General features: G+C 68.3%; 12 protein-coding genes. 7 read left to right on the top strand and 5 right to left on the bottom strand.

Going from position 1 to position 13,193, the window contains the following annotated elements; all coding sequences use genetic code 11:
* Positions 1–54: 54 nt before the first annotated feature.
* From ACW17Z_RS06650 to ubiG, 3 genes are all read right to left on the bottom strand, one after another.
* Entirely contained in the window at positions 55–360 is a 306-nt protein-coding gene (locus ACW17Z_RS06650; RefSeq protein WP_419318245.1) for a glycine zipper 2TM domain-containing protein, read from the bottom strand.
* Between the two features lie 129 nt (positions 361–489).
* On the bottom strand, positions 490–1,524 hold the full coding sequence (locus tag ACW17Z_RS06645; protein ID WP_419318243.1) for a YMGG-like glycine zipper-containing protein: 1,035 nt from the start codon (positions 1,522–1,524) through the stop codon (positions 490–492).
* 115 nt (positions 1,525–1,639) lie between these two features.
* The gene (gene ubiG / locus ACW17Z_RS06640) at positions 1,640–2,404 is read right to left on the bottom strand and encodes a bifunctional 2-polyprenyl-6-hydroxyphenol methylase/3-demethylubiquinol 3-O-methyltransferase UbiG (RefSeq protein WP_419318242.1); all 765 of its coding nucleotides are present in this window, start codon (positions 2,402–2,404) and stop codon (positions 1,640–1,642) included.
* A gap of 171 nt (positions 2,405–2,575) precedes the next feature.
* Between ubiG and ACW17Z_RS06635 the strand changes: the two genes are divergently transcribed.
* Together ACW17Z_RS06635 and ACW17Z_RS06630 are read left to right on the top strand one after the other, a co-directional pair.
* Positions 2,576–3,823: an aspartate kinase gene (locus tag ACW17Z_RS06635; protein WP_419318240.1), complete on the top strand. Its 1,248-nt coding sequence runs from the start codon at positions 2,576–2,578 to the stop codon at positions 3,821–3,823.
* A 235-nt stretch (positions 3,824–4,058) separates the two neighbouring features.
* On the top strand, positions 4,059–4,523 hold the full coding sequence (locus tag ACW17Z_RS06630; protein ID WP_419318238.1) for a hypothetical protein: 465 nt from the start codon (positions 4,059–4,061) through the stop codon (positions 4,521–4,523).
* A 3-nt stretch (positions 4,524–4,526) separates the two neighbouring features.
* On the opposite strand, the gene ACW17Z_RS06625 is transcribed toward ACW17Z_RS06630, so the two are convergent.
* On the bottom strand, positions 4,527–5,450 hold the full coding sequence (locus ACW17Z_RS06625; RefSeq protein WP_492058087.1) for a CE1 family esterase: 924 nt from the start codon (positions 5,448–5,450) through the stop codon (positions 4,527–4,529).
* 86 nt (positions 5,451–5,536) lie between these two features.
* The gene (locus ACW17Z_RS06620) at positions 5,537–6,472 is read right to left on the bottom strand and encodes an alpha/beta hydrolase (protein WP_492058086.1); all 936 of its coding nucleotides are present in this window, start codon (positions 6,470–6,472) and stop codon (positions 5,537–5,539) included.
* Positions 6,473–6,603: 131 nt separating this feature from the next.
* Here ACW17Z_RS06620 and ACW17Z_RS06615 point away from each other — a divergent pair, with 131 nt between their 5' ends.
* The 5 genes from ACW17Z_RS06615 (at position 6,604) to ispG (ending at position 13,143) form a co-directional block, all read left to right on the top strand.
* The gene (locus ACW17Z_RS06615; protein WP_492058085.1) at positions 6,604–7,551 is read left to right on the top strand and encodes a DMT family transporter; all 948 of its coding nucleotides are present in this window, start codon (positions 6,604–6,606) and stop codon (positions 7,549–7,551) included.
* Positions 7,552–7,784: 233 nt separating this feature from the next.
* The gene (locus ACW17Z_RS06610; RefSeq protein WP_492058084.1) at positions 7,785–8,234 is read left to right on the top strand and encodes a hypothetical protein; all 450 of its coding nucleotides are present in this window, start codon (positions 7,785–7,787) and stop codon (positions 8,232–8,234) included.
* Between the two features lie 236 nt (positions 8,235–8,470).
* Positions 8,471–10,735 carry a phosphoenolpyruvate--protein phosphotransferase gene (ptsP, locus tag ACW17Z_RS06605; protein ID WP_492058083.1) on the top strand — a complete coding sequence of 755 codons (2,265 nt, stop codon included), beginning with the start codon at positions 8,471–8,473 and terminating at the stop codon, positions 10,733–10,735.
* A 155-nt stretch (positions 10,736–10,890) separates the two neighbouring features.
* The gene (locus ACW17Z_RS06600) at positions 10,891–11,913 is read left to right on the top strand and encodes a helix-turn-helix domain-containing protein (protein WP_492058082.1); all 1,023 of its coding nucleotides are present in this window, start codon (positions 10,891–10,893) and stop codon (positions 11,911–11,913) included.
* Between the two features lie 90 nt (positions 11,914–12,003).
* Entirely contained in the window at positions 12,004–13,143 is a 1,140-nt protein-coding gene (gene ispG / locus ACW17Z_RS06595) for a flavodoxin-dependent (E)-4-hydroxy-3-methylbut-2-enyl-diphosphate synthase (protein ID WP_492058081.1), read from the top strand.
* Positions 13,144–13,193: the final 50 nt, after the last annotated feature.

Here is a 13,193-nt window from a genome sequence, read left to right as displayed (position 1 = left end):
CGCAAAACGCCCCGGCTTTCACCGGGGCGTTCTGGTCGTGGTCTGGGCTAAGGCCTAGCGGCGATAGCGGTACTCGTAGTGGCACTTCTTCTTCTTGGCGATCTGGTTGCCGGCGACAGCGCCGACCACGCCGCCGAGGATCGCGCCTTCGGTCTTGGCGCCATTGCCGGCGACAGCGGCGCCGAGCGTGCCGCCCGTCAGGCCGCCGATCACAGTGCCCTTGCCGCCCTTGGTCTTGGTGCAGACCTTCACGCGATAGCGTTCGCCGCGCTGTTGGGCTTCAGCCGCCGTGACGGCCACGGTTGAGGCCGTGAAGGCCAGAGAAAGAGCGATAACGATAGCTTTGGTTTGCGCGCGCATGGCGGGCTCCGATTGGTCTTGTGGTGTCCCTGACCGTCATAACGTCCCAGACGCCTGTCGGTTCTATGGCGACGGTCGGGTTTCCGACGCGGGTCGGCGACGAGGGCCAGGCCCCCGTCGCCGTGCGGCCTAGCCTTCGACGCGGAAGCGGCCTTCGGCGTCGGGGCAGACGCGGATGTAACGCGTCTCGGTGCGGCCGTTATATTCCGCCGGCGCGGGGGCCAGACGGCAGCGTTCGTCGCTGCGGCTGTTGTAATTACCGCCGTTATAGACCGCCTCGCGGTAGGGGACCGTCTCGTCATAGGTCCAGTAGTTGCCGCGGGTGTCGCACTTGGACTTGGCCGAGGCGTTGCCGATGGCGGCGCCGATGCCGGCCCCGACCAGGGCGCCCAGGACGGTGCCTTCCGGCTTGGCGTTGCGGGCGGCGGCGTTGGAGCCGAGCACGCCGCCGGCCAGGGCGCCGATCACGCCGCCGACGGTGGCGTTGCGCTTGGCGTCCTGACGGCAGGGCTCGTTATACGAGGTGTTGGTCCCGTACTGGCCGCCGGCATAGGGCGCGCTGTAACGCGTTGCATACTCCGGATTGCGACGATCATAGGCGCCGCCGCCGTAGCGACGGTCATAGTCGGCGCGGGCCCGGTCATAGTCGGCGCGGTCGCGTTCCCACTGGGCGCGCTGGGCGTCGTAGGGGCTGTTATCGGCATAGCCGGCGCCGCTCATGTTGAAGCGCGCGGCGATCTTCGGGTGGCGACGATCATAGCGGCCCGCGCCATAGCGGCGGTCATAGGCGCGGCGGTCGCGCTCATAGAGGTCGCGGTCGCGCTGGAACGCGGCCTGTTCGGCGTAGTAGGCGCTGCTGGTCTGATAGTTCGCCGAGCCATAGCGGGTCGCATATTGCGGATAGCGACGGTCATAAGCCCCGGCGCCATAGCGGCGATCATAGTTCAGGCGCGAGCGCTCATAGGCGGCGCGGTCCTTTTCGTAGGCGCGCTGCTTGGCGTCGTAATCGGCGATCTGGGTGCGGTAGTCGGCGCGCTGGTCCTGATAGGTGTTCAGGCGCTGCTGATAGGCGGCCTGGGCGCTGGCGGTCTGGGCCAGGGCCGGGGCGGCCGCGCCGAAGGCGACCGTGGTGGCCATCAGTGCGGCGATGTATTTCGATGTCATGGTGGTGCTCTCCGTTCGGTCGAACGGATCAACGGCCATCCCCCGATGGGGTCGCCAATCCTTCACAGTGTCCCTGTGCCAAGGGAAAGCCCGGCGAAGGTGAAGGTTCCCAGACTCAGTCGCGGGTCACCGTCATCATGTAGTTGATGTCGCTGTCGCTGGACCGGCTCCAGCGGCCGGTCAGCGGGTTGTAGGTCACGCCGAACGGGCCCTGCATCTGCACTGGCTCTCCGGCCAGGAAGGCGCGCAGTTCGTCCGGCTTCAGGAACTGCTTCCAGTCGTGAGTGCCGGCGGGCACCCAGCGCAGCACATATTCGGCCCCGATCTTGGCCAGGGCCAGGGCTTTCAGCGTGCGGTTCAGGGTCGCCACGATCATCAGGCCGCCGGGCTTGAGCAGTTGCGAGCAGGTGCGCAGGAACGCGCCCGGGTCGGCGACGTGCTCGATCACCTCCATGGTCAGCACCACGTCAAACGGCCCGGCGCCCTCGGCCAGCAGTTGCTCGGCCGTGGCGGGACGATAGCCGATCTCCAGTCCCTGTTCGGCGGCGTGGGTGGCGGCGGTCTTGATGTTCTTTTCCGAGGCGTCGATGGCCGTGACCGCAAAGCCCAGCCGCGCCATCGGCTCGCTGAGCAGTCCGCCGCCGCAGCCGATGTCCAGCAGGCTCAGGCCCTCGAACGGCGCGCGGCCATTGGGATCGCGGTCGAACCGCGCCACGGCCTGCTCGCGGATGAAGGCCAGCCGGCAGGGGTTGAACACGTGCAGCGGCGCGAACTTGCCCTTGGGGTCCCACCATTCGGCCGCGATGGCCGAGAACCGCGCCACGTCGGCGGGGTCGATGGACCAGGAGGGGGGAGCGTCGGGCGAAGCGGCTTGGGTCATGTCGCCTGTCTATCACGCCGGCCGCCGTGCGACATCGTCGGCGAAAAAAGACAGGCCCGCGACATTGCCGTTGCGCCGTTGCGCCGCTAGAAGGCCGGGGCTTGCGCGGCGGGGAGCAATCTCACCGCGTGGGCGCAAGAAAAAACCGCTATCGCTTGAGGGTTTGAAGACGTGTCTCGTCTGGTGATGAAGTTCGGCGGCACCTCGGTGGCCGACCTGGAGCGCATCCGGCGGGTGGGCCGTCTGGTCGCCGCCGAGGTCGCGACCGGCAAGCAGGTGGCGGTGGTGGTCTCGGCCATGTCGGGCAAGACCAATGAGCTGGTCGCCTGGACCGACGGCGCCGGCCGCGCCGCACCCGGCCTTCCCGAGTCGGACGACGAATACGACGCCATCGTCGCCTCGGGCGAGCAGGTCACGGCCGGCCTGCTGGCCATGACCCTGCGCAATATGGGGCTGGACGCGCGCTCGTTCCTGGGCTGGCAGGTGCCGATCCTGACCGACACCGCCCACGGTCGCGCCCGTATCGAAGACATTCCGCCGGCCAATCTGGAGGCTTGTTTCGCGGCCGGCCAGATAGCCGTGATCGCCGGCTTCCAGGGCGTCACTAGCGACGGTCGCATCACCACCCTGGGCCGGGGCGGCTCGGACACCAGCGCCGTGGCCATCGCCGCCGCCATCAAGGGCGCCTGCGACATCTATACCGACGTCGACGGCGTCTACACGACCGATCCTCGCATCGAGAGAAAGGCCCGCAAGCTGGCCAAGATCTCCTACGAGGAAATGCTGGAAATGGCCTCGCTGGGGGCCAAAGTTTTGCAGACCCGCTCGGTCGAGATGGCCATGGCCCATCGCGTCCCGGTGCGGGTGCTGTCGAGTTTCGTCGAGCCGGGGGAAGCTCCGGGCCAAGGTACGATCGTCTGCGACGAGGAAGAAATCATGGAAAAGCGCATCGTCTCGGGCGTCGCCTATAGCCGCGACGAAGCCAAGATCACCCTGCTGGGCCTGCCCGATCATCCGGGCGTCTCCTCGCAGATCTTCGGCCGCCTCGCCGACGCCAATGTGAACGTCGACATGATCGTGCAGTCGCGCGCCCGCAGCGCCGACACCGCCAACATGGAGTTCACGGTCGGCAAGCGCGACGCCCAGCGCGCCGTCGAGATCGTCACCGCCGCCCAGAAAGAGATCGGCTTCGAGGCCGTCGCCGTCGACGAGGATGTCTCGAAGGTCTCGGTGATCGGGGTCGGCATGCGCAGCCACGCCGGCGTCGCTCAGTCGATGTTCCAGGCCCTGGCCGAGAAGAACATCAACATCCAGGTCATCTCGACCTCGGAGATCAAGATCAGCGTCCTGATCGACGCGGCCTATACCGAACTGGCCGTCCGGGCCCTGCACGCGGTTTACGGGCTGGACCAGCTGTAGGACGGCCGGCGCCGCACGCCCCCTCCGTCACGCTGCGTATTCGCAGCGCGCCACCTCCCCCGCAAGCGGGGCAGGAGGGTGAGGCAGTGCTTCTCCTGCCCCGTAGCGGAGCGTGCGGGGGAGGTGGCGCGGCGCGAAGCGACGTGACGGAGGGGGCGTTCGGCGTTGGACGCTTCGGGCGCCAAACGTCATCGAGTCACGCTAACACTCGGTCAGCCCGACCAAGAGATTTCTTATGTCCGACGTCTTCAAGTTCGATCCCGCCGCCAAGACCGTCACCTTCGAGGGCGATGAGGGGCTGGAGCTCCTGTACGACCTGCTGCTGCGCGCCAAGTTCGGCGACGGCTATGAGAAGCCGCTGCTGGTCAGCCCGTGGCTGGCGGCGCTGCTCAAGCGGCTCGACCAGGCCCTGCCTGACGACGGTCAGTGGTTCCCCGAAAAGCCCGGCCAGCCGATCTTCGACACCGACGACCTGCTGGCCATGGGCGACGCGGTGATCGAGGAAGGCCACACCGTCGGCTGGTGGTCGATGACCCAGCCGGAAAAGCGCGTCTATCTGCGCGAGACCGTCGCCGCCCCGCACCCGCTGACCGACCTTGAGGTCGAGTTCATCGAGGCCGATATCGACGCGGCCCTCGAACAGGCCCGCCGCCTGGTCCAGGACGCCGGCGAGCCGCTGGCCATGCCGGGGCACGGCTAGGGTCTAGTCCCGCCGATACCGCGACACGAAGGTCCAAAGGGCGTCGTTGTCGGCCAGCCAGATGTGGGCGCCGCCCACGGTGACCCGCCCCACTATGTCGGCCTCGCCCCGGCAGCCTGAATAGCGCTCTTCATAGACGCCCGGCGCGACCCACCGCGTGGTCGGGGCGGTCTGGCAGTCGTTCAGGGCGGCCCAGCGCTGCTCGGCGGCGTGCATGGTGTACTGCCAGTAGCCCGCGCCCCCGCCCTGGGTCGGATTGGTCGTGTCCTTGTCGCCGGCGAAGGCGATGACCGGCACGGGCAAGGCGGGCTTGCAGGTGGCAGGATCAGGCTCCTGCGGATTGTCGGTCTTCGGATTGCCGGCCCGAAGGCCGACCACCGGGGCGATGGCGGCATAGCGGCCAGACTCCACGCAACCCAGCCAGGACGCCATGCGCCCGCCGCCCGACAGGCCGGTGACATAGACCCGCGCGCGGTCGATGCAGCCCTCCTCGGCCAGGCTGTCGACGATCCGGGCCAGATAGGCCACGTCGTCGGCGTCCGAAGCGTCCGGGATCTTGCCGGTCACCGTCGGCACGCCGGGGATGTTCCAGGCAAAGCCCTGGCCCACTGGAATGCCGGCGTCCGGGGCGACCAGGATGAACCCCGCACGATCAGCCGTGGCCTCCAGCCTGGAGGCCTGAAGCATCTTGGCGCCCGTCCCGCCGCTGCCATGCAGCAGAATCACGAGCGGGGCGGCGGTAGCGGGATCCAGCCCGGCTGGGCGATGCAGCAGCAGCGGGCGGCTGGTCTGTCCCACGGCGACGCGTTCGGTGACCCCCAGCGCGCCCACGGCGCAGGTGGCGGCCAGGGCGTGGCTGCTCCAGCCCAGCAGGGATAAAGATGAGCACAGGCCAAGAAGCGCCCCACCCAAGGCAGTTTTCGACATGGCCATCCCTCAAGCTTACCAGCGGGCAAGCTTAGGGCGCCGCTCGGGGGAGTAAACCCGAACCGGGCCTGACCGCCCCATCGACCCTAGCGCGCCGCCCCGATCCGCGTCCGGATGAAGGCGTCCACAGCGGTCGTATAGGCGCCGGGCAGGCCAAGGTTTGCGTTGATGTCGGCATGGGTCAGGTTCTGGGTCAGGACCGGCATGTCGCGACCCTTTTGCCGGACCAGCGCCTGAAAGGCCTTGGCGTCGTTGCAGGGCTTGTCGGGACGGCGGGTCGAGCAGACCACCATCATCGGAATGGCTTCGGAGGTCCACTGGTCCATCGGCGAGGCCTTGGCCCAGTAGTCCGGATCGGCGCCGAACGCTTCGTCGTAGAAGTCCGGATGCCTGCCCTTCATCGTCTCCGACACCTTCAGGGTCGCCGAGTCGAGCACCACCGTTCCGGCCCAGCGCTGTCGCACCATGGAAGGCCGCGACGACAGCAGGGCCGCCAGGTGAGCGCCGGCCGAGTGACCCATCAGGATGATCTTGCGATTGTCGCCGCCCCACTCGTGCGCCCGGGCCTGGGTCCATTCCAGCGCCTGGGCCACGTCCAGCGCCTGCTCGTAAGCCATGGCGGCCGGCAACATCCGGTAGTTGACGCTGACCAGGATGTAGCCCCTGGGCAGCCAGTATTTCAGCTTGTTCTCGACGACGGCGGCATTGGCCTTGTCGCCGACCTTCCAGGCTCCGCCGTGCACCATGACGATGACCGGCGCATCCTTCGCGCCTGACGGCGTGTAGAGGTCCAGTTGCTGAGCGGGATCAGGTCCATAGGCCATGGTCGTCTTGCGCGCACCGGGCTGAATGGCCTGCAGGTTGACCGGACGGTCCTTCGCCCCGCTTTTGGGCTGGGCCCGCGCCTCGAGGCGTTCGGCCATACGCTTGCGAAGCGGACCCTGGAAGCGGCCCTCCGCCAGACTTTCGGCGGCCACGCCGGCGATGAGGGCGGCTGTGAGGAGCGGGGCCAGGGCTTTCATGCGGGGTTCCAGCGGCGTTAGAAGGCATTGCTGACCAAACGGCGCCGGACTCTGGTTCCGTCGCGACAATGCGCGACCCCTGGCCGATTTTCTCCAAGCCAGCCGCTGCGTCGGCCTGCTAACTCGCCTGCATGACCGATCCCCGCCGCCTAACCCTGGGCCTGCTGTGCGGCCTGATCGCCGGCGCCTTCTGGGGCGGGGTGTTTCTGGCGCCGTTGCTGCTGGCCGATTTCACGCCGCTGCAGATGACCGCCGGGCGGTATCTGGCCTATGGCCTGGCGTCGCTGGTGTTGCTGGCCCCCACCGCCCTTGCGGTGTTCGGCCGGATGACGGGCCGCGACTGGCGGGACCTGGCCCTGCTGAGCCTGCTGGGCAACCTGATCTACTATGTCGGCCTGGCCGTAGCCGTGCAGAACGCCGGGGTGGCGGCGGCCTCGCTGATCATCGGGCTTTTGCCCGTGACCGTGACCCTGGTCGGTGCAAGGCCGGGCGAGGGCGTGCCGATCCGGCGTCTGGCCGCGCCGCTGGCCCTGCTGGCGGCGGGGGTGGTCTGCATCAATGTCGACGTGTTCAGAAGCGGGGAGGGCGCGCCCGCGCCGCGTTTGGTTCTGGGCGTTCTGGGCGCCGTGCTGGCCCTGGCCTGCTGGACGCTCTACGCCGTTTGGAACGCCCGCCGGCTGGCCGCGACGCCGACCTTCAACAGTCACGAGTGGTCGCTGCTGACCGGGGTGGTCACCGGCGCGCTGTCGCTGGTGCTGATCGTTCCGGCCTTCCTCGTCGGGGCGGCGGGGCATGTCTCCAGCGCCTGGACCCTGTTCTGGGGCGTCAGCCTGGCCGTGGCCCTGGGCGCTTCGGTGATCGGCAACGGCCTGTGGAACGCCGCCAGCCGCCTGCTGCCGCTCAGCCTGTCGGGCCAGCTGATCGTGTTCGAGACCCTGTTCGCCCTGCTCTACGGCTTCCTGCACGAAGGCCGTTGGCCGCGTCCGCTGGAGAGCTTGGCGATCGGCTTGATGCTGGTGGGGGTGCTGTGGTCGGTGTCGCTGCACCGGCCGGCGGCGGCGGTCGAGCCTGCGCCTTAATGCCTTGTCATCCCGGGCGCAGCGCAGCGGAGACCCGGGACCGCGACAAACTCAGAGCTTCCGGCGGTCCCGGCTCGGCGCGCTTCGCGCTTGGCCGGGATGACAGTTGAAGATGACTGCCACCTGAACAGCACCGTTCAGACCGGGTTCAAGCGGCGGCTCCTAAAACAGACATCAACAGCGCCGCACCGGGCCCTCCGGATCTGGCGACGCTTCTCGAAAGGGGCATTGCCATGAAGACCCTCTCCAAGACCCTGATCGCCGGTGCCATCACCGCCGCCATGATCCTGCCCGCCTCGGGCGCCTTTGCCGGCGAGAAGACCAACAAGGCCATCCTGGGCGCCGTGATCGGCGGCTTGGCCGGTGCGGCCCTGGGTGACGGCGACAAGGGCGCGGTGGCGATCGGCGCCATCGCCGGCGCCGCCATCGGCGCCTCGACAGCCAAGGACAAGGACGACCGTCGCTACAGCAGCGGCTATCGCACGCGCCCGGCCTATAATGGTCACCAGCAAGGCTATGGCCAGTCCTATGGCCAGCAGTCCTACGGCCAGCAGGGCTACCAGAGCCGCGACCAGCGCTACGCCCGTGACAGCCGTGACAACCGCTATGGCCGGGGCGATCGCTACGACGCCCGCTACGACGCTCGTTACGACAACCGCTACGCCCACGACGACCGCCGCTAGGCCCCCGACGACCGTCGCCAGGTCCTGATCCCGATCCTGTCGGCGAAGACTTGCGCCGCCTTCCCTTCCGGGCGGGCGGCGCTTTTTCGCGCGTCGCGCGAGACAATCTTTCCGCAAGGTCGCCGCGACCGCTGTCAGGGGCGCGAAATCTGCTATAGCGCGCTAGGGGCCGAAGCGGCGTCTTAACCCATCGGACTTTCAGTCGGGTTAGACCGCTACGGACAGAGGGAGAGCGCATGGCGGCAAGCGGCATCGCCGTTCGAGGACCACGCAGTCTGCTGCGGCAGATTCGCGAGGCCATGGCCGGGGCAGGCCCCGCCCAGGGCAAGCTCGACATGGTGGTGCGCACCATCGCCATCTCGATGGTCGCCGAGGTCTGCTCGATCTATCTGCGCCGCGCCTCCGGCGATCTGGAACTGTTCGCCACCGAAGGCCTGGCCCCCGAAGCCGTCCACGTCACCCGGCTGAAGCCCGGCGAGGGCCTGGTCGGCGAGACCATGCGTCTGGGTCGGCCGCTGAACCTGTCGGACGCCCCCAACCATCCGGCCTTCGCCTACCGGCCCGAAACCGGCGAAGACCCCTATCACGCCTTCATGGCCGTGCCCTTGCTGCGCGGCGGCCGCTCGATCGGCGTTCTGGTGGTCCAGAACCGCACCGAGCGCACCTATGGCGACGAGGAGGTCGAGGACCTCCAGATCATCGCCATGGTCCTGGCCGAGATGGTGTCGTCCAGCGAGCTCCTGGGCATGGCCGAGCTCAAGGACGTCGAGATCGCGCCCCACAAGCCCGAGCGGCTGAAGGGCGCGCGCTTTGCCGAGGGCCTGGCCTATGGCGTGGCTGTGCTGCACGAGCAGCCGGTGGCGCCTGAGCAGCTGCTGTCGGACGATTCCGCCGCCGAAGAGATCCGCCTGAAGGTCGCCGTCACCGCCCTGCAGAGCCAGATCGACGAGATGCTGGAGGGGCAGGGTGGCCTAGTCGGCGCGTCGTACGAGGTGCTCGACACCTATCGCCTGTTTGCCCACGATCGCGGCTGGAACCGGGGCCTGGAAGAGGCCGTGCGCTCGGGCCTGACCGCCGAAGCCGCCGTTGAACGTGTAAGGTCAGAGCACCGCGCCCGCCTGGGCCAGGCTCGCGATCCCTATCTGCGCGAGCGGCTGCACGACCTGGAAGACCTCAACGACCGGCTGCTGCGTCACCTGTCTGGCGATGTGCACGCCGTGCGCCAGCTGCCCGACGACGCCATCCTGATCGCCCGCAACCTGGGCCCCGCCGACCTGCTGGAATATGACCGCACCAAGCTGAAGGGCATCCTGCTCGAGGAAGGCTCGGCCGCCAGCCATGCCGGCATCGTGGCTCGGGCGCTGGACATCCCGTGCGTCGGCCGGCTGGCCGGCCTGCGCGACCGGGTCAGCGAGGGCGACCCCGTGGTGGTCGACGCCGAGACCGCCGAGGCCTGGCTTCGCCCGCGTCCTGACGTGGTCAAGTCGCTGCGGGCCCGGATGGAGGTCCGCGCCCAGCGCAAGGCCGAGTTCGCCCGTCTGCGCGACACGCCCGCCTTCACCAAGGACGGGGCCAAGGTCACGCTGCTGATGAACGCGGGCCTCGCCGTCGATCTGGACATCCTGGGCGAGACCGGGGCCGAGGGCATCGGCCTGTTCCGCACCGAGTTCCAGTTCATGGTCGCCGAGGAAATGCCCCGGCTGGAGGCCCAGACGGCGCTCTATGAAAAGGTGCTGGAAGCCGCCAACGGCATGCCGGTGACCTTCCGGACGCTCGATCTCGGCGGTGACAAGCTGCTGCCGTACATGGAGATGGAGCGCGAGGACAATCCGGCCCTGGGCTGGCGCGCCATCCGCATGGGCCTGGACCGTCCGGCGCTGCTGCGCATGCAGATTCGGGCGCTGATCAAGGCCGCCGCCGGCCGGTCGCTGCGGATCATGTTCCCGCTGGTGGCCAATGTGGACGAGTTCCGCGCCGCCCGCGCCTTCGTCGATCAGGAAGTGGCCTGGGCCCTGAAGCGCGGTCGCCCGGCGCCGGCGCGTCTGGACGTCGGGGCGATGATCGAGGCGCCCTCGCTGCTTTGGCATCTGGACGCATTGTTGCCGATGACCGACTTCGTTTCGGTCGGCACCAATGACCTGATGCAGTATCTGTTCGCCGCCGACCGCGGCAATCCGCGCATGGCCGATCGCTACGACCCGCTGTCGCCGGCGGCCCTGCGGGCGCTGAAGACCATCCAGCAGGCGTGCGAGGACACCGGTACGCCGGTGTCGGTCTGTGGCGAGATGGCGGGGCGGCCGCTGGAAGCCTTCGCCCTGGTGGCCTTGGGCTTTGACCGTTTGTCGATGCCGCCGGCTGGCATCGGCCCGGTCAAGCAGATGGTGCTGTCGTGCGATCGCGAGGCGGCCAGACGAAACGTCGAGGCCCTGCTGAAGACTTCGGCCGGATCGCTCCGGGGGGAGATCGAAACCTTGGCGCGCAAACTCTATGTCGCCATCTGACGGGATGGGCGATTAACCAAGCTTCGCTGTTTAGTGTATTGAATCCCGTAGCTTAGTTTGATATCCACAAAGAACTGTTAAGAACTTCGTGTAATGCGAAGTGGGGTGAGCGTGGCGTTCGTGCGCGACGCGATTTTTGGGGTGATATTGCCGCAATGGCGCTGGACACGGGCAGTGTAAGGCACTTGCATCTGAACTCCGACGCCGAGCCCGACGAGGGCTTCGCCGTCGTGGGACAGCCGTCGGTCGACGAGGGCGTCGACATCGGCGCCGCTCTGCGCGCCGCCCGGACTTTTCGCGGCCTGACCACCCAGGACGTGGCCGACTCCACCCGCATCCGCCAGAGCTATATTGACGCTCTCGAAGACCTGCGGCTGGAAGATCTGCCTTCGCGCCCGTTCACGATCGGCTATGTCCGCGCCTATGCCCAGCTGCTGGGTCTGGACGGCGAGGCCGCCGTGCTGCGCTTCAAGAGCGACGTGCCCGACGACGGCGGCGAACTGCGCGCGCCGGTCGGCGTGCGCCATGAGCGCGATCCCCGCCTGGCCCTGGTGCTGATCGTTGGCCTGCTGATGGTCGGCGCCATTCTGCTGTGGAACGTGGCGCAGCGCGCCATGGACAAGGACGCGCCCTCCGCCCAGGTCGCGGCCAACACCGCCGCACCGCACTCGGCCTCGGCGCCGGCCGGTTCTGCCGTGTCGCTGGGCGCGCCCCTGCCGGCCCCGGTCGAGTCGACCACGCCCGAGCCCTACAAGACCCCCGGTCTCGACGACGCCGCCGCCAATGGCGGTTCAGCCGATGCGGCCAACGCCGCCTCCAAGGCCCGCGCTACCGCCCTCGCGGCGGGCGAGGGCGAGATCGACGCCGCCCATGTCGCCGCCCTGGGCTCGACCTTCAAGCCGCGTGGCGTGATCCACGGCGCGGCCGCCGCCGACGGCTCCGGTGTCGTTCTGCTGGCCCGCAAGGCCGCCACCCTGGTGGTGCGCGGCGGTGACGGCTCGGTGTATTTCGCCCGCCAGCTCAATGCCGGCGAAGCCTTCCGCGCCCCGCGCACGGCAGGCCTGACGGCCGACGTCTCCGACCCCAGCAATTTCGACGTCTATTCCGGCGGTGTGCTGACGGGGCGCCTGACCGCGTCAACCACGGCGCTGGGCAAACTGGCCAAGCCGGCAGTCTGACTCCAGTCCCGATCTTCGGGCCTCCGGGCGGCGCGGGAAAATAGAGAACTCATCCTTGGGTTCCGCTCGCAAAAGCCCTAGATTGTCTCCATGGCCGCAGACCACACTCACCTTCGTCCCTGGCGCTCGATCCAGCGTCGCGTGTCGCGCAAGATCCGCGTCGGCAATGTCGAGGTGGGGGGCGATGCGCCCATCACCGTCCAGTCGATGACCAACACCCTGACCAGCGACGCCGCCGCGACGCTGGAGCAGATCCGTCAGCTGGAGGAAGCCGGCGCCGACATCGTCCGCGTCAGCTGCCCCGACACCGACAGCACGGCGGCCTTCAAGACCATCGCCCGCGAGTCGCGCGTGCCGCTGGTGGCCGACATCCATTTTCACTACAAGCGCGGCATCGAGGCCGCCCAGGCCGGCGCGGCCTGCCTGCGGATCAATCCGGGCAATATCGGCAGCGCCGACCGCGTGCGCGACGTGATCCAGGCGGCCCGCGACCACGGCTGCTCGATGCGGATCGGCGTCAATGCCGGCTCTCTGGAGCGAGAACTGCTGGAAAAATACGGCGAGCCGTGCCCCGACGCCATGGTAGAGAGCGCCCTCAACCACGCTCGTATCCTGCAGGACCACGACTTCCACGAGTTCAAGATTTCGGTGAAGGCGTCCGATCCGTTCATGACGGTGGCGGCCTATCACCAGCTGGCCGAGCGGATCGACTGCCCGCTGCACCTGGGCGTCACCGAGGCCGGGGCCCTGCGCACCGGCACGGTGAAATCTTCGATCGGCATCGGCGCGATGCTGTGGGCCGGCATCGGCGACACCATCCGCGTGTCTCTGGCCGCCGATCCCGTCGAGGAGATCAAGGTCGGCTTCGACATCCTCAAATCGCTGGGCCTGCGCCACCGCGGCGTCAACATCATCGCCTGCCCGTCCTGCGCCCGTCAGGGCTTCAATGTCATCAAGACGGTGGAGGCCCTGGAAGAGCGCCTGGCCCACATCAGCCAGCCGATGTCGCTGTCGATCATCGGCTGCGTGGTCAACGGTCCTGGCGAGGCCCTGATGACCGATCTGGGCTTCACCGGCGGCGGGGCAGGGTCGGGCATGGTCTACATGGCTGGCAAGCCCGATCACAAACAGTCCAACGACGGCATGATCGAGCACATCGTTGAGCTGGTCGAAAAGCGCGCGGCCGAACTGAAGGCCGCCGCCGACGGCGAGGCGATCGCGGCGGAGTAGGGCCAGGGTCGGCGCCAAGGACCGCGAAGTCCATTTCTACCGAAGGTGGC

The organism is Caulobacter sp. GSs2 (assembly GCF_058680895.1).
This window is presented reverse-complemented; position numbering and strand designations above follow the sequence as displayed.

Coding starts and splice junctions, on each gene's coding strand:
- ACW17Z_RS06645 (WP_419318243.1), bottom strand. CDS start 1,524: ATGACATCGAAATACATCGCCGCACTGATGGCCACCACGGTCGCCTTC.
- ispG (WP_492058081.1), top strand. CDS start 12,004: ATGGCCGCAGACCACACTCACCTTCGTCCCTGGCGCTCGATCCAGCGT.
- ACW17Z_RS06630 (WP_419318238.1), top strand. CDS start 4,059: ATGTCCGACGTCTTCAAGTTCGATCCCGCCGCCAAGACCGTCACCTTC.
- ACW17Z_RS06620 (WP_492058086.1), bottom strand. CDS start 6,472: ATGAAAGCCCTGGCCCCGCTCCTCACAGCCGCCCTCATCGCCGGCGTG.
- ACW17Z_RS06600 (WP_492058082.1), top strand. CDS start 10,891: ATGGCGCTGGACACGGGCAGTGTAAGGCACTTGCATCTGAACTCCGAC.
- ACW17Z_RS06610 (WP_492058084.1), top strand. CDS start 7,785: ATGAAGACCCTCTCCAAGACCCTGATCGCCGGTGCCATCACCGCCGCC.
- ubiG (WP_419318242.1), bottom strand. CDS start 2,404: ATGACCCAAGCCGCTTCGCCCGACGCTCCCCCCTCCTGGTCCATCGAC.
- ACW17Z_RS06650 (WP_419318245.1), bottom strand. CDS start 360: ATGCGCGCGCAAACCAAAGCTATCGTTATCGCTCTTTCTCTGGCCTTC.
- ACW17Z_RS06615 (WP_492058085.1), top strand. CDS start 6,604: ATGACCGATCCCCGCCGCCTAACCCTGGGCCTGCTGTGCGGCCTGATC.
- ptsP (WP_492058083.1), top strand. CDS start 8,471: ATGGCGGCAAGCGGCATCGCCGTTCGAGGACCACGCAGTCTGCTGCGG.
- ACW17Z_RS06625 (WP_492058087.1), bottom strand. CDS start 5,450: ATGTCGAAAACTGCCTTGGGTGGGGCGCTTCTTGGCCTGTGCTCATCT.